Genomic DNA, 17,810 nt, shown 5'->3' with positions numbered 1-17,810 from the left:
CGCTGTGCTGGGCGCGGCAGCGCTTTGCGTGCCTTTCATGACCCTCGCCGCCAACCGGATCGTGGCGGGCGAAGGGGTGATGGCATGGGGCGTGGCCAGCCTGCCGGTAGTGCTGCCGGGGCTTGCGGCGATCGGGGCGGGGCTGCTGATGGGGCTGCCTGCGGGCCGCAATGGTCTGCGTATTGCCGGGGCGGCTTTGGGCTTGGGCGGGCTGTTGTGGCTGCTGACCCAAGGCGCCTCCGGCCTGCTGGCCGAGGCGGGTGACTACGCCCGTGTCTCGCCCTCAGTAGGCTTTTGGTGTCTGCTGGTCGTCTTCATGTTGCTCATGGCAGATGCGCTTGCCGCGATGGCACCGGGGCCGCTGATGCGCGGGGGCGTGCTGGCGGGGGTGCTTGCGGTGCTTGGCGCGATCCTGTGGTCGGGGGCGCTGTCGGAGCTTTCGGTGATGCAGGAATACGCCAGCCGGGCCGATGCCTTTGGCCGGGAGTTCCTGCGCCATCTTGGGCTGGCCTTTGGCTCTCTCGCCGCGGCGGCGGTGATTGGCTTCCCGCTTGGCGTGCTCTGTCACCGTCTTGTCGGGCTGCGCGGGGCTACCTTGCCGGTGTTGAGCTTTTTGCAAACCATTCCCTCGCTCGCCATGTTCGGGCTGATGATCCCAATCCTCGGCTGGGTGGGGGCCAATCTGCCCGGCGCGCGGGCGCTTGGCATCGCGGGCATCGGCTTTGCCCCCGCCTTTCTGGCGCTGGTGCTCTATTCACTGCTGCCCGTGGTCGGCAATACCGTGGCGGGGCTGGCCTCTGCCCCGCCTGCGGCGCTTGAAGCCGCGCGGGGCATGGGGATGACGCCGCTGCAACGGCTGATGCGGGTGGAACTGCCGCTTGGCCTGCCGATCATCCTCACCGGGCTGCGCATCGTCTTGGTGCAGAACATCGGGCTGGCCGTCATCGCCGGGCTGATCGGCGGCGGCGGTTTTGGGACATTCGTCTTTCAGGGGCTGAACCAAACGGCGACCGACTTGATCCTTCTGGGTGCCCTGCCGACCGTGGTGCTGGCGCTGACGGCGGCCATCGTGATGGACATATTGGTCGAACTGACCCGCAAGACCCCAAAGGACAGCGCATGATCGAGATCGACCGCATTACCAAGACCTATGGCGACATTCGCGCGGTGGATTCCGTGTCGATGACGGTTGAGACGGGCACGATCACGGTGATCGTCGGCACCTCCGGCTCAGGCAAGACCACGCTTTTGCGGATGATTAACCGGTTGGAGGAACCGACCTCGGGCGAGGTGCGGATCAACGGCGACTCCACGCTGTCGGTCAAGCCGCATATCCTGCGGCGGCGCATCGGCTATGCCATTCAGGGCCACGGGCTGTTCCCGCATCACAAGGTGGGGCGCAACATCGGCGCGGTGCCGCAATTGCTGGGCTGGCCGCGCGAGAAGATCGCGGCGCGGGTGGATGAACTGCTTGCGCTTTTCTCGATGGACCCCGCGCAATTCCGCGACCGCTATCCGGCGGAACTGTCAGGCGGGCAGCAGCAGCGGGTCGGCGTGGCGCGGGCCTTGGCTTCAAGGCCCGATCTGTTGCTGATGGACGAACCCTTTGGCGCGCTGGACCCGATCATTCGCACCCGCGCGCAGGAAGACCTGCGGCACATCCAGCAGCGGCTGGGGTCGACCATCATGCTGGTGACCCACGACATGGAAGAGGCGATCCGGCTGGGCGACCGGGTGGCGGTCATGGACGGCGGGCATCTGGTGCAGCACGGCACGCCGGCCGAGATCATCGCCGCACCCGCGACGGATTTCGTGGCAGATATGGTCGGCGATGTAGAGCGGCCCCTGCGGCTTCTTTCATTGATCCCCGTCGCTGAATTGGTGGAAGAGGGCAGCGCCGAAGGCGAAGCGCTGCCCGCCGATGCCAGTCTGCGCGACGCGCTTTCGGCCTGCCTGTGGACGGGGCGCGCGGCGGTGCCGGTGGCGAAAGACGGGGTGCCGATGGGCCGGGTGACCCTTGATGCAATCCGCGCCCGGGCCGGGCAGCACGCATGAGGATCGGCTGGTTCCTGCGGCCGCTTCTGGTGGCGGCGCTGCTGGCGTTGGTCCTGCGGCCTGAGTGGTTCACGCCGCTGCTTGCGCCCTTGGCACCGGCGAATGGTCCGGTGATCTACACCCGCGCCTCGCTCTTGTCGCTGTCGCTGAGCCATCTGGCGCTGGTGGCCATGGCTTCGGCTGCGGCGACGGTAGTGGCGGTGACGCTGGCGGTCCTCGTGACCCGCCCGGCAGGCGCAGCCTTTCGCCCGCTGTCGCGCACCATCACCAATATGGGCCAGACCTTCCCGCCCGTGGCGGTGCTGGCGCTGGCCGTCCCGGCCTTGGGCTTTGGGGCCGGGCCGACGCTGGTGGCGCTCTTTCTCTATGGCCTGCTGCCGATCTTCGAGAATGCGGTCACCGGCCTCACCAACCTGCCGCCCGCCACGATGGAGGCCGCGCGCGGCATCGGGCTCAGCCGCTGGCAGCGGCTCTGGCGGGTGGAACTGCCGCTGGCCCTGCCGGTAGCGCTGACGGGCATTCGGCTGTCGGTGGTCATCGCGCTCGGCACGGCGACCATCGGCTCGACCGTGGCGGCGCGGACCTTGGGGGAGGTGATTATCGCAGGGCTTTTGACCAATAACACCGCCTTTGTGGTACAGGGCGGGCTGGCGGTCGGCCTGTTTGCGGTACTGATCTATGACGCCATGGTGCAGCTTGAAACGCGGTTGGCGCGGCGCATGGGCGGCTGAGGATTAGCGCCCGTTCGCGGCGATGATCTGCTCGGCCAAATCCTCCAGATCGCCGGAAAGGTAATGCGGCTGCGGCACCTCTTGCACCTCGATCAGGTTGTTGTTGGGCCGGGTGAGGAAGGCCCCCTGACAGCCCGCCGCCTGCGCGCCGATGGTGTCCCACAGGTGGCAGGCCACCATGCAGAGATCATGGGTTTCCAGATCAAGCGCCTCGGCCACCATCTGGTAAGTCGCCGGATGAGGTTTGAGCTTTGCGACCGCGTCGATGCTAAAGCTCCGCTCGAAGAACTCGGCGATCCCGGCTTTCTCCAGCGGGGTCGGCGTGGGGGAAGGGGGCGAATTGGTCAGCGTGACCAGCCGAAACCCCGCCTCTTGCAGCCTGCGCAGGGCAGGGGCGACATCCGGGTGCGCGGGCATGGAGCCGATGCGGGATTTCAACTCGGCCACGTCCTCATCCGTCACCGCCACGCCTTTGTTCGCGCCGACCATTCGCAAGACGCCAGCCGCCAGCGCGCCGAAGGGCGTGTAGCGGCCCGAGAGGGTCATGGTCTGGGAATAGAGGATCAGCTCAGCGAACCATTCGCGCATCACTGAAGCGTCGCCGAAGAGGCGCGCGAAGAGCGGCTCCAACGTGGTGATGTCGAGCAGGGTCTCATTCACGTCGAAGACGATCACGGAGGCGGGCTTTTGATCGGGCATGGGGGTCCTTCCACTCATGACGTGCGCCGTGCCCGTCACTGTGAAGAAACCCCCAGCCCTGTCAAAAGGTTTCAGACACCCAAACGGTCGCGCAGCCCGTACCACCACGACCCCACGACCGAATAGGGCACGCGGAACATGCGCCCGCCGGGGAAGGGGAACCATGGCACATTGGCGAAAACGTCAAAGCGGGTGAGGTCGCCGTCGATCGCCTCGGAAAGGATGCGCCCGAAGGTATGCGATCCGGTCACGCCGTGGCCGCTGTAGCCATGGGCGAAATAGGTGTTGTCACCGATCCGGCCCATCTGCGGCACGCGGCTGAAGGAAAGGGCGAAATTCCCGCTCCAGGCATAGTCGATCTTCACGTCTTTCAACTGGGGGAAGACCTTGTCCATATTGCGTTTGAGCTTAGCCTTGATGTCGCGCGGGTCCGCGCCGCCATAGACGGTGCCGCCGCCAAAGAGCATCCGTTTGTCACCCGACAGGCGGTAGTAGTCGAGGATATAGCGGATGTCTTCGACGCAGGCATCGGTGGGCAGCAGCGCATGGGCCTGCGCCTCGCTCAGCGGTTCGGTGGCCATCACTTGGGTCGAGACGGGCATCACCCGCGGGGCCAGCGTCGGCACCACGTGGCCGAGGTAGGCATTGCCGCAGAGCACCAGTGTCTTGCAGGTCATCGTCCCCTTGGCCGTGCGGACCACAGGGCGGGCAGCCTCGTGATCGACATCCGTGACCGGGGACATCTCATAGATCGTGCCGCCGTTCTTCTCAAAAGCCGCCGCTTCGCCGAGGGCGAGGTTCAGGGGGTGCATATGGCCACCCGAATGGTCGATCAGCCCGCCTTCGTAGAGGTCGGAATTGACATGGGCGCGCAGCTGGTCCTTGTCCAGCATCTCTTGATTGTCGATGCCGTAGCTTTGCCAGAGCTTCTGCCGCTCCTCCAACTCGCGCATATGCGCCGTGGTGAGGCCGGTGAAGATGTTCTTGTCCTTGAGGTCGCATTGAATGTCATAGGTGCGGACCCGCTCGCGGATGATCTCGCCACCCTCTTGCACGAGGCCGGCGACAAAGGTCGCGGTGTCCTGCCCATAGCGGCGCTTGATCGTTTGCAGGCTCGCGTTCAGCCCGTTAACGATCTGCCCGCCATTGCGCCCCGAGGCCCCCCAGCCCACGCGCGCGCCTTCGATGATGGCGACCCTATAGCCCTTTTCGGCCAGATGCAGGCCGGTCGACAGCCCGCTGTAGCCCGCGCCGACGATGCAGACGTCGATCTCGTGATCGCCCTGCAATTCGGGGCGCGCGGGGGCAGGGTTGGCCGAGGCGGCGTAGTAGCTTGACGTATGGCTGCCGTCTCCGGCGTAGGGATGGCGCGACATCAGACGATCTCCAGATAGGTGTCATATTCGAAATGGGTCACTTGCCGCGCGAATTTGCGCAACTCCTGCGTCTTGCATTCGACCATCATGGTCTGCAACCGGGCAGAGAACAGGCCGGGCACATCCGGCCCCTTGCGGAAGGCGTCGATGGCCGTGGCCCAGTCGAGCGGCAGGTTGTCGAGCTTCATCGTATAGGCGTCGCCAGTGATCGGGGCCACGGGCTGCATGTCCTGCTCGATCCCCAACAGCGCGCCGCCCAGGATGCTGGTCAGCACCAGATAGGGGTTGGCGTCGGCCCCGGCGACGCGATGCTCGATGCGGCGGGCCTTGGGGTCGCCGCCCGGGATGCGGATTGCGGCGGTGCGGTTCTCATAGCCCCAAGCGACATTGGTTGGCGCATGGGCGCCCGGCAGCAGGCGGCGGTAGGAGTTTTCATGCGGCGCGAAGGTCAGCGTGTTTTGCTGCATCGTGGCCAGCAGACCGGCGACGGCATTGAGCATCAGGGGTGTGCCTTCCTCCCCGCCATTGTCGAAGACATTGACGCCGTTTTCATCCACTAGGGAAAAGTGAACGTGAAAGCCGCTGCCCGCCAGATCGCCATAGGGTTTGGCCATGAAGGTGGCAGCAAAGCCGTGTTTGCGGGCGATGCCGCGCACCAGACGTTTGAACAGCACCGCGTCATCGGCGGCGCGCAGCGGATCGTCCACATGGCGCATGTTGATCTCGAACTGCCCCGCGCCGTTTTCCGAAATGGCCGCATCAGCCGGGATGCCCTGCAATTCGCAGGCGTCATAGACCTCGTTCAGGAACTCATCGAAATGCTGCAACTCGTCCAGCGACAGCGCACCGTCGGAATCCAGCCGTTTGCCCGTGACCGGAGAGCAGGGGGCCTGCGGGTGATCCTCGGTCGGATCGAAGAGGTAGAACTCCAGTTCCGTGGCGACCACGGGGGTCAAGCCGCGCGCCTTGAACCGCGCGGCCACCTCGGCCAGCGCGCGACGCGGATCGCCGGGGAAGGGCTTGCCGTTTTCCTGACGCATCCAAAGCATCGCCAGCGCGGTGGGGCGCGTGGTCCATGTGATGGGCATCAGGGGCCGCCCGGTGAAATCGCAAAGCCCGTCGGAATCCCCGGTCTCGAACACCAGCTCGCTGTTTTCGACATCCTCGCCCCAGATATCCATGCCGACGATGGACAGCGGCAGGCGGAGCCCGCCTTCGACGACTTTGGACACCTGATCGGCCGGCACCCGTTTGCCGCGCATGGTGCCGTTGAGGTCACAAACGCAGGCAAAGATCGATTCGATCTCGGGATGTTGCGCCAGCCACGCTTCGGCTTTGCTCTCGGACATGGGGTTCCTTTCGATATCGAACCTAAAAATGTGATACCATTTAAAGGAATGTCATATCACTGTCCGCTTGTCTGTCAATTGCCCCCGCGCGTATGGTCAGCGGCGAAAGACCAAAGGCGGCCCGATGATCGACACTGATAACGATGCGCTCAACATTCCCGAAATCCCCGAAATTCCGGGCGGGACGACGCAGGAATATGTCTATGAGCGGCTGCGCAATGCGATCATGCTGGGCGCGATCACGCCCGGCACCTCGCTGACCATGCGCGGCATTGCGGAGCGGCTCGGCCTCAGCCCGACCCCAGTGCGCGAGGCGGTGCGGCGGCTGAGTTCGGAACATGCTATCCAAATCAAAGACAACCGCCGCCTGACCGTGCCGCTGATGACCCCCGACCGCTTCGAGGAGCTGGTCGCCCTGCGCATCGCGGTTGAGACCCACGCCGCCCTGCGCGCCTTGCCCTATATCTCGGACATCGTGATCGACCGGCTGACCGAGATCGACGGCAGTATGGACCGTTTCGTGGCCGAGCGGAACGCGGATCAACTGACGCTGCTGAACCAAGCCTTCCACCGGATGCTTTACTCCGTGAACCCCGCGCAGGCGTCCCTGCCGATGATCGAAAGCATCTGGCTGCAACTTGGCCCGTTTCAGCGGCAGGTCATCACAGAGGTCGCGGAATACTACCAGATCGACCGCCACAAAGAGGTGCTGGCCGCCCTCACTGCCCGCGATGGCGCGGCCCTGAGCGCGGCGATTGCCAATGACATCGTCGACGGCGTGCTCGACACGGGCCGCGAGCTGCTGGCGGCAGAGGCGAGCAGAGAGATGGGGCTGCCTTAGAGCGGTGGCTGTTTCGCCGCAGGGGCAACCGGCCTTTTGCCTATGAATTCATCGGCTGATCGGGCTAAAACTGCGCCGAACGACAGGGCGGGGGCGACATGCAAGAACATAGCATCGGGGGCAGGGGGCTGCGGACGCTCTGTGCTGTTTTGGTGGTCCTCCTGTCCGCCTGCGCGCCGCGCCCGGGTGGGGAGACTCTGACCGTGGTGCCCGAGGCCGAAGCTGCGAAGAGTTTAGCGATCACCGTGGCCTCGACCCGCGGGCGCGATCCGCAGACCGGTACCTATAGCGATGCCCGCGCGCGGGCGCTGAATTACGAGCGGTTCACCATCGCCATCCCGCCCGACCATGAGGCCAGCAAGATCGAATGGCCCAATGAGAAGCCAGACCCGAGCCGCAGCTTTGCGGTGACGGCGCGCGATCCGCTGCCGGGGCTCGATATCCACCGCTCTGGCCGGGGGCGGCAGGACGTGCTGGTCTTTGTCCACGGCTACAACCAGACATTCCCGGAATCGCTCTTTCGTTTGGCGCAGGTGACGGCGGATGGGCATTTGCCCGAACAGCCGATCCTCTTCGCTTGGCCCTCTGCCGGGACGGTGGTGGGCTATGTCGCGGATAAGGACGCGGCGGCCTATTCGCGCGATGAACTGGCCGCCATGCTCGGCACCCTCGCCGCCGACCCCGACGTGGGCGAGATCACGCTTTTCGGCCACAGCATGGGCGGCTGGCTGGTGGTGGAGGCGCTGCGGCAGTTGCGCCTGTCGGGGCAGGATGAGGTGATCGCGCGGCTGAGCGATGTGGTCCTCGCGGCGCCCGATATCGACGTGGATGTCTTTCGCAAGCAGCTAGAGGTGATCGGGCCGCTCGATCCGCCCATGGTCATCCTTGTGGCGCCGGATGACCGGGCGCTGCGCATCTCGGCGGGGCTTGCCGGGGCGCGGCCTCGGATCGGGCGCACAAGTGCCAGCTCCCCGGCGGTGCAGGCGCTGGCCAAACGCTATGGCGTTTTGCTGGTCGATATCTCGGCCATCGGCGCGGTGGACGGCACCCATCACAACCGCTTTGCCTCTCTCGTGCAGTTGATGCCCGAGCGGCGCGATGGGTTGGCGCAGGCCCGGGCGCAGGTGGGGGCCTTCATCCTCGACCCCGTCTCGGCCACGCTGGTCGCGCTGTCGCGCTAGGGCGGGCGGCTTGCACTTGGCCCGCGCCGCGCAGTATGGGGGCGCAAGCCACCATTGACCGATTTCCCCAGCCGCAGCGGAGCCAGCCCGATGACCATAACCCATCTTGTCACCCATTCGGGCGGCTTTCACGCGGATGAGCTTTTATCCTCCGTCATCCTGACCCGGCTCTACCCAGAGGCGGTGCTGATGCGCAGCCGGGATGCCGCGTGGATCACCCCCGGCGCGGGGCGGATCATTTATGACGTGGGCCGCGACTATGACGCCGACGCGCTTATCTTTGACCACCACCAGCGCCCGGGACCGCTGCGCGAGGATGGTCAGCCCTACAGCTCTTTCGGGCTGATCTGGCAGCACTATGGCCGCGACTATCTGCGCAGCTTCGACGTGCCCGAGGCGGATGTGGAGGATATCCACCACAGTTTCGATCAGGGCTTTGTGCTGCCGGTTGACCTGATCGACAATGGCGCGCTTGAACCCTCGGTCGCGGGGCCGCTGGCGGGCATGACCCTGCCGGTGCTCTTGGAGACGCTGAAGCCCGTTTTCGACGAACGTGGTGAGGATGCCGACGACCGCGCCTTCTTGGCCGCCCTGCCGGTCGCGCGGGCCTTTGTGGAGGCCGCGATCAAGGGCAAGGCCGCTAAACGCCGGGCCGAGGCAATGGTGATGCAGGCGATTGAAGCGGCAGGCAGCGGGCGCGTCTTGGAACTGCCCACGGGCATGCCCTTCCGCTCGGCGGTGGAAAAGGCCGGGGTCGATCATCTGCTCTTCGTCGTGCATCCGCGCGGGGACGATTGGGCCCTGACCACGATCCGCAAAAGTGGTGATAGTTTCGAGGCCCGCGCCGATCTGCCCGAGGCTTGGGCCGGGCTAACGGATGCCGAATTGGAGGCCGCAAGCGGTGTGCCGGGGGCCAAGTTCTGCCACAACGCGCGGTTCATCGCCGTGGCGGCAAACCGCGACGCGGCGCTGCGCATGGCCGAACTGGCGGTCGCGGAGGCGGGGTAAGGCCGAGGCCCGAAAGGGCCCCGGGCGCAGTCACATATAGGCGTCGGAGGTCAGGAAAAACATCGTTTCGCTGACCTGAACCTCATGGGTAAACGTCCATGTGGGCGCGTGGCGTTGGTAGCGGTCGGAGGCCATGAGCGCGCGAAAGGCGGCTTCGGTCCCCGGCCCCCATGCGCCGTCGATGGCCCCCTTGTAATAGCCCTCGTGTTTCAGGCTGTCCTGCACCATCCGGCGCGCGCCAAGGTCGCGGCTTTGGAACAAGGCGCGCACCTCGGCGATGGTCACCTCCGCCGATTGTGCGCAGAGCGGGCTGACGCTCAAAGACGCGGCACCGATCGCGGCGGCGGTGAAAAATCCTCTTCGCTTCATCGTAAATCCTCTCAAACTATACCGAAGCCGGAATAATAACGCGTTGGCCTCGGCGCCCCCCTCCCCAGGGCGGCATTTTCAATGGGGCATTGATGGAATCAAATTGCGGTTTTTTCTTGTCCGGTATTCGCTATTTAGGGGAATTTTCGGAAATAGTTCCCGTAATTGGATATGGCCGTGTAACTATCGTTGATCGTCCAGCCAGATCGACAGAAACCCTTCGGCTTGGGCGGTGGTCTCGGCTTCTTGCAGGGCTTGCCTGCGGGCCTCGGCGCGGCGGTTGTGGATCAGGTCGATGCGCTTGGCCTCGGCGAAAAGCCCGTTCAGCCTGTCGTGGATGCCTGCGCTGTCGGCGCGCAGGCGCTCGGCCTCGGCCTCTTTGCGGTGGATGGTTTCCGAGACGTTGCGGATAAAGGCCGAGACCACGCGCGTCGATTCCACCGCATCGGGATCGCCCCGGTCGTTGAGCTGCTCCATCAGGCTGTGGCGTTCGTTTTCGATCTGGGTCAGCGCGCGGTTGACCTCGGCCATCTCCAGCGCGACATTCTCCATCTCAAAGCGTTTCAGCCGCGAGAGTACGGCCAGCCCGTCGCCGCGCTTCGGCTTCACTGCTGCGCGCCCTGAGACAGCACGATGAGCCGCTCGCGCATCCGTTCCAGCACTTCGGCGTCGAGCAGCGGAAGCCCCTCCATCGGGGGGACATGGCCGATGACACCGTGGCGGCGCATGGAATTGGGCAGCCGGGCCTCTGCTTTGGCGGTCTTGTCGACCTCTTCCGCGTCCTTTTTCTTGGCCGGTCCCGCCGCCAGCCCCGGCCCGGCAAGGAGCGCGATCAGCACGATCAGGGGCAGGGGGCGCATCATACCGCAGGCAGTTCGCGCTGCGAGGCCTCCACGGCGGAGAAGTTCGGCTGTTTCGTCGTGGGAATGTTGCCCCGGCCCAATTCAATGCAGATGCTGGGCGGATGGCCCGCCACGATGGCCACGATGACATCGCGGATCACCGTATACATGGCGCCGTCTTCTTCCTCGATCTGCTCCAACCGGCCTGCGATGGGCTGGACCATACAATAGGCAAGGAAAACCCCAAGGAAAGTGCCCACCAAGGCACCGCCGATCATCGCGCCAAGGATCTCTGGCGGCTTGTCGATCGACGACATGGTTTTGATCACCCCCAGAACCGCCGCGACGATGCCGATGGCGGGCAGGCCGTCAGCCATGCTTTGGATTGCGCGGGCCGAGACGAGCGCCTCGTGGTGGTGTTTTTTGATCTTGCGGTTCAACACGTCTTCCATCTGGAAGCGGTCGTCGAATTGCATCGACATCATGCGAAAGCTATCGGCGATGAGGTCGGTCAGGAAGTGGTCTTTCATCAGCTTGGGGTAGCGCTGAAAGATCGGGCTGGCCTCGGGGTTTTCGATATGCTCGTCCATCGCGACGATACCCTTGGTCTTATAAAGACGCGCCAGTTCAAACATCAGCGCCAGCAGATCGTTGTAATCCGCCGCCTTCCAGCGCGGCCCCTTGATCACCCGCATCACCCCGGCCAGCGATGACTTCACCACCGAGAAGGAGTTGGCGATCACGAAGGCCCCCAGAGAGGCACCGCCGATCATCATGCCCTCGTAGGGGAGGGCGTGCAGGACGATGTCCATATTGCCCCCCGACAGCATGAAGCCGCCAAAGACCAGACCGAAGACCATTACAAGACCAAGCAAGAGTGTCATTGCTGCACACGCCTCCAAAAAGAAACTATTCTTACTTTATCCTTGAGTGAATGGGCCTATACAAGTATTATCTAGGAAAGAACTTGGGTTTCTATGATGAATAGTGGTTTTTCGGTCAAAGAAGAGTTGAAGGGTGATGTCGACGCTCTGCAAGAGCCCGATGCCTTCGCCTATTTCGTCGATCCCTCCGAGCTTTCGGTGCTCGTGCCGGGCTGGCCCGAAGAGATGCGGCTGCTGTTGTGCATGGATGCCGCCGGTCTTTGCGAGTTCGTGGTTTTTCACAATGACGAAGAACATGCAGTTTTCGACCGGGTGGCGGATATCCTCGACCGTCCCGTGGGCAGCTTTGCCGTCAGCCCCGAGGTTGAGGGCCACCCCTGCCGTAGGCTCTTGTTCTCTGAGGAAAATGCGCTGTTGAAGGCCATTCAGGACAGCAAAACGCTTGAGGAAACGGCGGCGGATTACCTGATCAACTACAACTTCGCCCGCGAAGAGGGGCTGGATTTTGACGAGCTGATGCGCCAGCGGCCCGAATTGGACCAGTTCCAACGCGTCAGCACCAACAAGATCTTTCCCATCGGCAACCGCAAGCGTCGCAAGCTGCGCTCGGGCCCGCCCGAAGGCTATATGCCCTCTGCCGAGGTGCAGCCGGGGGAGTGTTTCTATGTCCGTCTTGAGATGTGGCTCGCCGGGGGGCGCATGCGAATCGCCTCCAACCCGGAACAGCCGCTGCCCATGGTGCCGACCTTGGTCCGTGACATCGCCTTTCGGGATGATTTCGCCTCGGTTTATATCCCCCGTGACACGCTGGCGGCAGAGTGGCGGCCCAAGGATGATATGGTGATCGATATCCCGGCTGAACTCTTCCCTGCGGGCTTCAGCGACAGCTGCGCGCGGCGCGAAGTGAAGGTGGCCGTCATGCCGCGCGGCATCTTTGTCGAGTTCGGCGCGCCGATCGAAGTGCCCCCGGCGCCCGAGCCTGAGTTGCTCGACCCCGCCGCATTGGCGCCGCAGCCGCCCGCGCCCCGCAAGAGCCTGTGGAAGTCGCTGCATGTGCCGCTGATCGCGGTGGCAGGGCTGGGGGTGACCGGTCTGTTCAGCACGATCATCGCCCAGACCACCGGCAATGACGTGGCCCCCGACCCGGCCCCGAAAAGCGCGATCTTCAAGACCGTCGCGCAGATGGAGCCGTGATGCATTCCGCACGATATGGCGAAAAAGTGCTTGCCAATGCTTGCGCGGGTTCCAAATACAATTCGAATCGTGATAAGAATAAACGGCGAAGAATTATTTATCTTTGCTGCGTCCCTTGCGAGGCGCTCTTTAAATGCTTCGCGAACCTTGCAGAAGGCAAGATTAACTTAATAAGGAAGTTGCTTCATGCCTAATGTACCCCCCAAGCAGAATCTGAGCGATACCGCGATTGCGACCATCGTTTCGGGGTTCGCCAGCCGCAGCGACGTGACCATCGACGATATCCTGACCTTGGTCGAGCGTCTGCGCGCGACCCCGGCTGAAGCCCCGGCCACCGCATTGGCCAATATCCCCGCCGCCGCCGTGGCCCCCGTCGCGCCCAAGGCGCAGGGCATGACCGCCGCACCGGGCGAGCAGCCGATGACCGAAGACACGATCTTTTGCTTGTGCTGCGGCAAGGGGTTCAAGATGCTGAAACGTCACCTCGGGGCCGAACATGGGCTGACCGAAGCGGAATACCGCGTGATGTTCAATCTGCCTGCCGACACGCCGCTGGTCGCGCCGAGCTATTCCAAGCGCAAGGCCGAATACGCCAAACGCGCAGGTCTGGGCAAATACAGCCGCGACAAATCGGACAACAACGCAGAGCTTTCCTGATCTGGCCCCCGTGCCCGGTCTTGCGTAATCGGGAGGCCGCTTGATGGCTGACAAGAAGAACGCGATGATCATCATCAAGCGCTACGACGCGGAGGGCGGCCACGCCCACCACGGCGGCGGTTGGAAGGTGGCCTATGCGGACTTCATGACCGCGATGATGGCGTTTTTCCTGCTGCTGTGGATCCTCGCCGCCTCGGATGAGGAAAAACTGCGCGGGCTGGCCAATTACTTTACCCCCACGGTGTCGGACGGCGGTTCTTCCTCGGATGCGGCGGCGGACCTGCGCCCGTTGATGGCCGCAGGGGTGATGACCGGCGCGGTCGACAACACCGGCAATGTGCAAAAGCCGACCTTTGGCCGTGACAATCCGATGATGGTCTTTGACAGCCGTCTGCGTGATAAACCCGCCGCGGTGGTCGTGGAATATGCCGAAGCGCCCGAACCTGCGGCGCCCGCCGATCCCGCCACGCTCGCCGCGATCGAGGAATCCGAGCGCCGCCAGTCCGAGATCGACCGCATGGCGGAGGACATCGCCGAGCGGATCACCTCGGACAGCGCTTTGAACGATCTGGCGCGCAATGTCCGGCTTGAGAAATCGAACGGGGCGCTGACGGTTCAGGTGCTGGATCAGGATGAGCGGTCTCTCTTTGCGCGGGGCAGTGCCGAGGTGACCCCGAAGACCCGCGAGCTGCTGCTGGCCATCGGCGATGTGATTGCCGAACAGAACCAGCCGGTCGAGATCGTGGGCCATACCGATGCCGCCGCTTTTGGCGCGAACAATGGCTACACGAATTGGGAGCTTTCGGCAGACCGCGCCAATGCCACGCGCCGCACGTTGATGGCCGCGGGCATTGCCGGGGCGCGCTTCATGCGGGTGTCGGGTGTGGCCGACACGCAACCGATCAACACGGTCGATCCCTTGGCCCCGGAAAACCGCCGCATCTCGATTCGCTTGGTCTATCAAGCCGAGTAGACCTTGTTTTCAAGGCTCTATCGGCCCGGTTGTGCGAGATTTCCATCCTAGGCAAAAGTGCGACATCCCTGCCGCTGATTCCCAAAAAAATGGCACGGTCTTGTAAAATTGTTGACGGTCAAGGTCTTGCGATCTAGACCTTATGTAATAATCGAGCACCGGGCACCCAAAAAATCTTTAAAAATCGCCCGGATAAACCATGGACAGAACGTCCTGAACGAGGCGGAAATGCAGGTAAACTCACTTATAGGTGGCATCTGGAAGGGTGCCTGCCACATGGATTCATCGGCCGATGGCCGTCATTTCAACATGCTGATCCGGGCGCTGATTCCGGTTCAAGCTTCGGTCTTCGAGATGCAGGATTGGGCCGGTCATCCGGTGGCAATGCCAGATTGCATCGAACCGATCCCGGGCATTTGCCTTGGCGATATCCTTGCCGAAGAACTCGACGCCGATGTGCCTTATGGCTCGCTCGTCGTTATTCGCAAAAGCGACAATTTCACCAATATCTCCCAAGCCGCCGGTGCGCTGGTGGGCGAAGTGCTGATCGGGATCATCGGGCGCGGCCTGTTCCCGATGATGGACGAAGACAGCGTTCTGCATGCTTTGGGGCAGGCCTACCACCACGCCGCCGAGGCGGATGAGCTGCTCAAGCTGGGGCTTGAGCCTGCGGCCTTCCGCATGGGGCTAAGCGCGGTTCTGGGGCAGTACTGGGGCCGTCCGGTCGACAGTCATTCGGTCTTTGCAGCCCCTGCAGAGGGCGCGCAGATTTCGCTGCGTGCGCTGACCGGGACAGAGACGCCGGTGACCCTCAACCAGTGGACCCTGCGGCTGAAAGCCCTCGTCGAGGCCCGCAGCGTACGCCGCGCCTTTGAAGATCAGCGCGGGAACGTGCGGATCTCCTGATCCTACAAGAGCCTTCGGAATCCCGCCGTGGATCCCAAGTTGGAGGACGTCAGATGATCGCTCAACTTCAGGCAGCACCTGCGGTGCCGAATGCCGCAGGTCTCGGGCAGCCCTCGGGGAAGGGGGCTGCCGAAGGTTTTGCCGCCCTGATGCAGGGGTTGGCGGGGCAGGGAGGCGCGTCGGAGGCGCAGGGCCAAGACCTGCAAGCCACCGCGCCAGAGGTGGAAGTCGCCCCCAATCCGCTGCCCGAGGATATCGACCTTGAGACGGCAGAGGGGCTGATGGCCCTGATGGATCACACCCTGGCGGGGTTGGAGGAGACCAGCCAGCCGATCACCCCGAAAGCCGCCCTCGCCGCATTTGCCGAAGCCTTGGGCGAAGCGCCGCCTGAAAACCTCGGCGCGCTGGAGGCGGTGGCGCAGTTGGATGACCCCAGCCTTGAGGCCGCTTTGGAGGAGAGGATCGCCGGTGCCCTGCGCCTGCCCACCCCGGCCAGCCAATTGAGCATCGCCTCGGCCGCGCTGCCGGTTGTGGGACGTATGGCCATGGGGCAGGCCCAGCAGGGGGCGCGCGTGATGGCCTCCGAAGGGGGCGCGCCGGTGTTGCAGGCCGAAGGCCATGCCGAACAGAGCGGGCTTAAAACCGTCATGCTGAGTGAGACATCGGCTCCGAGAGCCGCCACCGTGGGGGCGACAGAACCACCCCTCGCCGCGAAGGCCGAGGCTAGCACGACCGCCGCCAAGGTGGACTTGAGCGGAGAAGCCGCAGACCCGCGCCTCACCGCTGCCGCCGAGCGTTTCAGCGCGGCGGTTGATGCCGCCAAGGCCGCCCAGCCCGGCACAAATGCCCCGGCGGCAGAGGCCGTCCTGCGCGAGGTCGCGGCCTTGACCGCGCCGCAGGCACCGCAGAGCGAGGGGCTACGTCTCAGCCCGCCGCAGCCCACGCCGGCCCCCGCGCCGAACCCTGCCGCCGCGCCGGAAGAGCAGCTTCGCCAACACGTCAGCCAACAGATCCGCAGCCTTGATACGGCGGACAACAAGCTGCGTTTCTCGCTCTCCCCCTACGGTATGGGCGAGATCGAGATCGAGGTTGTGCGCAGTGAGGCAGGGCGCATGCAGATCGCCATGACCACCGAAAGCGCCTCGGTCCTGAACATGCTGCGGCAAGACCGTGAGCAACTGCTGGACGCGCTGCAATCGCGCGGCATCAGCGCCGAGAATGCGGATCTCGATTTCCAGACTTTCGGCGACCGGCGCCGCAATGGCGGGCAGCAACAGGGCCCGGCGTTCACCCAGACCACAGCACAGGCCGATGACGCGCATGGCGGTGACGTCGCGCCCACGGCGCAGACCCCCAGCCCGCGCCTCGGCGCCGGGCAGCTAGATATCCTCACCTGAAAGGCGAGACCATGATCGACGCGACCACAGCAAGCACCCTGAGCACCGCCAACACTTCGGCGGCGGCGACCTCATCCGCTGAGCTTCAGGAAAGCTACAACAGCTTTCTCACCCTGCTGACGGCGCAGATTTCGAACCAAGACCCGCTGAACCCGGTGGATTCGACGCAGTTCGTCTCGCAATTGGCGCAGTTGACCCAAGTGGAGCAGAGCATCGCCACCAACGCGAGCCTTGAGCAAATCTCGACCATGCTTTCCACCGTGGGTGCAATGTCGGACCTGCAATTGATCGGGCGCGACGTGCTGGTGCCCTCGACCCAAGTGCGCATGACCGAAGATGAATTCCCGCTGAGCTATCAGCTCAACGCCGGGGCGGAGGAAGTGACCGTTCGGATCTTCTCCGAAGACGGCACCCTGATCCGCGAGATGCCCGGCCCCTCCACCGCCGAAGGGGAGGTGATCGACGTGGAGTGGAACCGCCTCGATTCCGTGGGCCTGCCGGTGCCGCCCGATACCTTCCGGGTTGAGATCACGGCGACGGATGCCGAGGGCAACGATGTGGGCGTCACCCCGCTGACCCGGTCCGAGGTGACGCGGGTGAACTTCACTGCCTACGGGCCGGAGTTGGAACTGGATAACGGGGAATCCGTGCTGTCGAACGTGGTGCGTTCGGTTCTCTAAACCTGCGATGTGGCGCGTGTCAGAGCCGCGCCACGTCTTGTTTGTAGAGTGACACGAACATCACATCATCGACGCCCTTATGCTCTTTGCTGATCAGATCCCGCAGCAGCCGCGACAGGGCTTCGCTGTCGATCGCCACGCCGCGCAGCACGGCGCTTTCGGCGGCTAGGTTCATCGCCTGCAAGAGCGAATCGCGCATCCGCGTCGCGTCTTCCACGCGGCGGTAGCGTTCGGCCAATTCCAGTGACCCCATCTTGAGCGCGAAATCCGCGACCACATAAGAAACGCTGTTGGTCTTCTCCACCGGGATCGTCATCTGCCCAAGACGCACCACCGTGCGGTCATTGGCCAGTTCATAACTGTCCATCGGCGCGTGATCATCGCCCTTGGCGGATTTCTCACCTTTCTCGCCATGGGCGTCTTTCTCGGGCGCATGGGCGGCGTCCTTTGCCGTCTCCTTTGCGTCATAAGCGGTCTTGTCATCACTCTTTGTCCCCGCCGCTTCGGCTGGGGCAGGGGCGAGGGCCAGACCGGCGCCATAGCCTGCACCCATGCAAAGCAAGGGGAGTGCTATAAATGCGATTGCTGCCTTTTTCATGTTCGACCTTTCCTGAGCTTTCGTCAGGTTTAACGGTCGATTGCGACGGCAATGGTCTCACTTTGTGACC

20 protein-coding genes are annotated in these 17,810 nt (G+C 63.9%); 12 read left to right on the top strand and 8 right to left on the bottom strand.

The genetic code is table 11. From position 1 onward, the window contains the following. Positions 1 to 4: 4 nt before the first annotated feature. The 3 genes from ACGYLQ_RS08350 to ACGYLQ_RS08340 are packed head-to-tail and all read left to right on the top strand — an operon-like array spanning position 5 to position 2,786. Positions 5 to 1,123, top strand: coding sequence for an ABC transporter permease (locus ACGYLQ_RS08350; protein ID WP_394442134.1), 1,119 nt, complete (start codon positions 5 to 7; stop codon positions 1,121 to 1,123). Next, on the top strand, positions 1,120 to 2,055 hold the full coding sequence (locus tag ACGYLQ_RS08345) for an ABC transporter ATP-binding protein (protein WP_394419079.1): 936 nt from the start codon (positions 1,120 to 1,122) through the stop codon (positions 2,053 to 2,055). Before ACGYLQ_RS08350 ends, ACGYLQ_RS08345 begins: the two co-directional genes overlap by 4 nt. After that, complete coding sequence (locus ACGYLQ_RS08340; RefSeq protein ID WP_394441973.1) at positions 2,052 to 2,786, top strand: ABC transporter permease; 735 nt, start codon at positions 2,052 to 2,054, stop codon at positions 2,784 to 2,786. The genes ACGYLQ_RS08345 and ACGYLQ_RS08340 overlap by 4 nt, the downstream gene beginning before the upstream one ends. Before the next feature lie 3 nt (positions 2,787 to 2,789). On the opposite strand, the gene ACGYLQ_RS08335 is transcribed toward ACGYLQ_RS08340, so the two are convergent. The 3 genes from ACGYLQ_RS08335 to ACGYLQ_RS08325 all read right to left on the bottom strand — a co-directional run bounded on the left by ACGYLQ_RS08335 (position 2,790) and on the right by ACGYLQ_RS08325 (position 6,210). Further along, positions 2,790 to 3,485 (bottom strand): haloacid dehalogenase type II, encoded by a 696-nt coding sequence (locus ACGYLQ_RS08335; RefSeq protein WP_394441970.1) that lies wholly within the window; start codon positions 3,483 to 3,485, stop codon positions 2,790 to 2,792. 71 nt (positions 3,486 to 3,556) lie between these two features. Further along, positions 3,557 to 4,861: an NAD(P)/FAD-dependent oxidoreductase gene (locus ACGYLQ_RS08330; protein WP_394441967.1), complete on the bottom strand. Its 1,305-nt coding sequence runs from the start codon at positions 4,859 to 4,861 to the stop codon at positions 3,557 to 3,559. Then, entirely contained in the window at positions 4,861 to 6,210 is a 1,350-nt protein-coding gene (locus ACGYLQ_RS08325) for a glutamine synthetase family protein (protein ID WP_322329159.1), read from the bottom strand. The genes ACGYLQ_RS08330 and ACGYLQ_RS08325 overlap by 1 nt, the downstream gene beginning before the upstream one ends. Before the next feature lie 124 nt (positions 6,211 to 6,334). Between ACGYLQ_RS08325 and ACGYLQ_RS08320 the strand changes: the two genes are divergently transcribed. From ACGYLQ_RS08320 to ACGYLQ_RS08310, 3 genes are all read left to right on the top strand, one after another. Beyond that, positions 6,335 to 7,051, top strand: coding sequence for a GntR family transcriptional regulator (locus ACGYLQ_RS08320; RefSeq protein ID WP_394441964.1), 717 nt, complete (start codon positions 6,335 to 6,337; stop codon positions 7,049 to 7,051). A 98-nt stretch (positions 7,052 to 7,149) separates the two neighbouring features. Continuing rightward, complete coding sequence (locus ACGYLQ_RS08315; RefSeq protein WP_394441962.1) at positions 7,150 to 8,232, top strand: alpha/beta hydrolase; 1,083 nt, start codon at positions 7,150 to 7,152, stop codon at positions 8,230 to 8,232. Between the two features lie 90 nt (positions 8,233 to 8,322). Beyond that, on the top strand, positions 8,323 to 9,240 hold the full coding sequence (locus tag ACGYLQ_RS08310) for an MYG1 family protein (RefSeq protein WP_394441959.1): 918 nt from the start codon (positions 8,323 to 8,325) through the stop codon (positions 9,238 to 9,240). A gap of 30 nt (positions 9,241 to 9,270) precedes the next feature. Here ACGYLQ_RS08310 and ACGYLQ_RS08305 read toward each other — a convergent pair whose 3' ends face one another. The 4 genes from ACGYLQ_RS08305 to motA form a co-directional block, all read right to left on the bottom strand. After that, positions 9,271 to 9,609 (bottom strand): peptidoglycan-binding protein, encoded by a 339-nt coding sequence (locus tag ACGYLQ_RS08305; protein WP_394441956.1) that lies wholly within the window; start codon positions 9,607 to 9,609, stop codon positions 9,271 to 9,273. Positions 9,610 to 9,792: 183 nt separating this feature from the next. Continuing rightward, positions 9,793 to 10,218, bottom strand: a complete 426-nt coding sequence (locus ACGYLQ_RS08300; protein WP_394441953.1) for a hypothetical protein — start codon at positions 10,216 to 10,218, stop codon at positions 9,793 to 9,795. Further along, positions 10,215 to 10,472: a hypothetical protein gene (locus ACGYLQ_RS08295; protein ID WP_394441950.1), complete on the bottom strand. Its 258-nt coding sequence runs from the start codon at positions 10,470 to 10,472 to the stop codon at positions 10,215 to 10,217. The genes ACGYLQ_RS08300 and ACGYLQ_RS08295 overlap by 4 nt, the downstream gene beginning before the upstream one ends. Next, positions 10,469 to 11,335: a flagellar motor stator protein MotA gene (gene motA, locus ACGYLQ_RS08290; protein WP_067262415.1), complete on the bottom strand. Its 867-nt coding sequence runs from the start codon at positions 11,333 to 11,335 to the stop codon at positions 10,469 to 10,471. Before motA ends, ACGYLQ_RS08295 begins: the two co-directional genes overlap by 4 nt. 93 nt (positions 11,336 to 11,428) lie before the next feature. Here motA and ACGYLQ_RS08285 point away from each other — a divergent pair, with 93 nt between their 5' ends. The 6 genes from ACGYLQ_RS08285 (at position 11,429) to ACGYLQ_RS08260 (ending at position 17,142) form a co-directional block, all read left to right on the top strand. After that, entirely contained in the window at positions 11,429 to 12,529 is a 1,101-nt protein-coding gene (locus ACGYLQ_RS08285; RefSeq protein WP_271692065.1) for a hypothetical protein, read from the top strand. A gap of 186 nt (positions 12,530 to 12,715) precedes the next feature. After that, complete coding sequence (locus ACGYLQ_RS08280) at positions 12,716 to 13,186, top strand: MucR family transcriptional regulator (protein ID WP_067262409.1); 471 nt, start codon at positions 12,716 to 12,718, stop codon at positions 13,184 to 13,186. A gap of 43 nt (positions 13,187 to 13,229) precedes the next feature. Beyond that, the gene (locus ACGYLQ_RS08275) at positions 13,230 to 14,159 is read left to right on the top strand and encodes a flagellar motor protein MotB (RefSeq protein ID WP_394441948.1); all 930 of its coding nucleotides are present in this window, start codon (positions 13,230 to 13,232) and stop codon (positions 14,157 to 14,159) included. 276 nt (positions 14,160 to 14,435) lie between these two features. Next, positions 14,436 to 15,065 (top strand): hypothetical protein, encoded by a 630-nt coding sequence (locus ACGYLQ_RS08270; protein WP_394441945.1) that lies wholly within the window; start codon positions 14,436 to 14,438, stop codon positions 15,063 to 15,065. Positions 15,066 to 15,118: 53 nt separating this feature from the next. Then, on the top strand, positions 15,119 to 16,462 hold the full coding sequence (locus tag ACGYLQ_RS08265; RefSeq protein ID WP_394441943.1) for a flagellar hook-length control protein FliK: 1,344 nt from the start codon (positions 15,119 to 15,121) through the stop codon (positions 16,460 to 16,462). Between the two features lie 11 nt (positions 16,463 to 16,473). Next, positions 16,474 to 17,142 carry a flagellar hook assembly protein FlgD gene (locus ACGYLQ_RS08260; protein ID WP_067262400.1) on the top strand — a complete coding sequence of 223 codons (669 nt, stop codon included), beginning with the start codon at positions 16,474 to 16,476 and terminating at the stop codon, positions 17,140 to 17,142. A 19-nt stretch (positions 17,143 to 17,161) separates the two neighbouring features. Here the strand turns inward: ACGYLQ_RS08260 and ACGYLQ_RS08255 are convergent, their stop codons facing one another. Continuing rightward, positions 17,162 to 17,740 (bottom strand): hypothetical protein, encoded by a 579-nt coding sequence (locus ACGYLQ_RS08255; RefSeq protein WP_394441940.1) that lies wholly within the window; start codon positions 17,738 to 17,740, stop codon positions 17,162 to 17,164. Positions 17,741 to 17,810 lie beyond the last annotated feature (70 nt).

It is taken from the genome of Sulfitobacter sp. 1A12779 (assembly GCF_043557315.1).
Classification (GTDB): domain Bacteria; phylum Pseudomonadota; class Alphaproteobacteria; order Rhodobacterales; family Rhodobacteraceae; genus Sulfitobacter; species Sulfitobacter faviae.
Note: the sequence above shows the minus strand (reverse complement) of the source record. Positions and strands in the feature narration are given on the sequence as shown.

What these genes read in the sequence shown, in the direction of transcription:
- ACGYLQ_RS08345 (WP_394419079.1), top strand. Translation starts at nt 1,120, where the DNA reads ATGATCGAGATCGACCGCATTACCAAGACCTATGGCGACATTCGCGCG.
- ACGYLQ_RS08330 (WP_394441967.1), bottom strand. Translation starts at nt 4,861, where the DNA reads ATGTCGCGCCATCCCTACGCCGGAGACGGCAGCCATACGTCAAGCTAC.
- ACGYLQ_RS08275 (WP_394441948.1), top strand. Translation starts at nt 13,230, where the DNA reads ATGGCTGACAAGAAGAACGCGATGATCATCATCAAGCGCTACGACGCG.
- ACGYLQ_RS08265 (WP_394441943.1), top strand. Translation starts at nt 15,119, where the DNA reads ATGATCGCTCAACTTCAGGCAGCACCTGCGGTGCCGAATGCCGCAGGT.
- ACGYLQ_RS08315 (WP_394441962.1), top strand. Translation starts at nt 7,150, where the DNA reads ATGCAAGAACATAGCATCGGGGGCAGGGGGCTGCGGACGCTCTGTGCT.
- ACGYLQ_RS08340 (WP_394441973.1), top strand. Translation starts at nt 2,052, where the DNA reads ATGAGGATCGGCTGGTTCCTGCGGCCGCTTCTGGTGGCGGCGCTGCTG.
- ACGYLQ_RS08310 (WP_394441959.1), top strand. Translation starts at nt 8,323, where the DNA reads ATGACCATAACCCATCTTGTCACCCATTCGGGCGGCTTTCACGCGGAT.
- ACGYLQ_RS08295 (WP_394441950.1), bottom strand. Translation starts at nt 10,472, where the DNA reads ATGATGCGCCCCCTGCCCCTGATCGTGCTGATCGCGCTCCTTGCCGGG.
- motA (WP_067262415.1), bottom strand. Translation starts at nt 11,335, where the DNA reads ATGACACTCTTGCTTGGTCTTGTAATGGTCTTCGGTCTGGTCTTTGGC.
- ACGYLQ_RS08260 (WP_067262400.1), top strand. Translation starts at nt 16,474, where the DNA reads ATGATCGACGCGACCACAGCAAGCACCCTGAGCACCGCCAACACTTCG.
- ACGYLQ_RS08280 (WP_067262409.1), top strand. Translation starts at nt 12,716, where the DNA reads ATGCCTAATGTACCCCCCAAGCAGAATCTGAGCGATACCGCGATTGCG.
- ACGYLQ_RS08255 (WP_394441940.1), bottom strand. Translation starts at nt 17,740, where the DNA reads ATGAAAAAGGCAGCAATCGCATTTATAGCACTCCCCTTGCTTTGCATG.
- ACGYLQ_RS08320 (WP_394441964.1), top strand. Translation starts at nt 6,335, where the DNA reads ATGATCGACACTGATAACGATGCGCTCAACATTCCCGAAATCCCCGAA.
- ACGYLQ_RS08305 (WP_394441956.1), bottom strand. Translation starts at nt 9,609, where the DNA reads ATGAAGCGAAGAGGATTTTTCACCGCCGCCGCGATCGGTGCCGCGTCT.
- ACGYLQ_RS08335 (WP_394441970.1), bottom strand. Translation starts at nt 3,485, where the DNA reads ATGCCCGATCAAAAGCCCGCCTCCGTGATCGTCTTCGACGTGAATGAG.
- ACGYLQ_RS08285 (WP_271692065.1), top strand. Translation starts at nt 11,429, where the DNA reads ATGATGAATAGTGGTTTTTCGGTCAAAGAAGAGTTGAAGGGTGATGTC.
- ACGYLQ_RS08325 (WP_322329159.1), bottom strand. Translation starts at nt 6,210, where the DNA reads ATGTCCGAGAGCAAAGCCGAAGCGTGGCTGGCGCAACATCCCGAGATC.
- ACGYLQ_RS08270 (WP_394441945.1), top strand. Translation starts at nt 14,436, where the DNA reads ATGGATTCATCGGCCGATGGCCGTCATTTCAACATGCTGATCCGGGCG.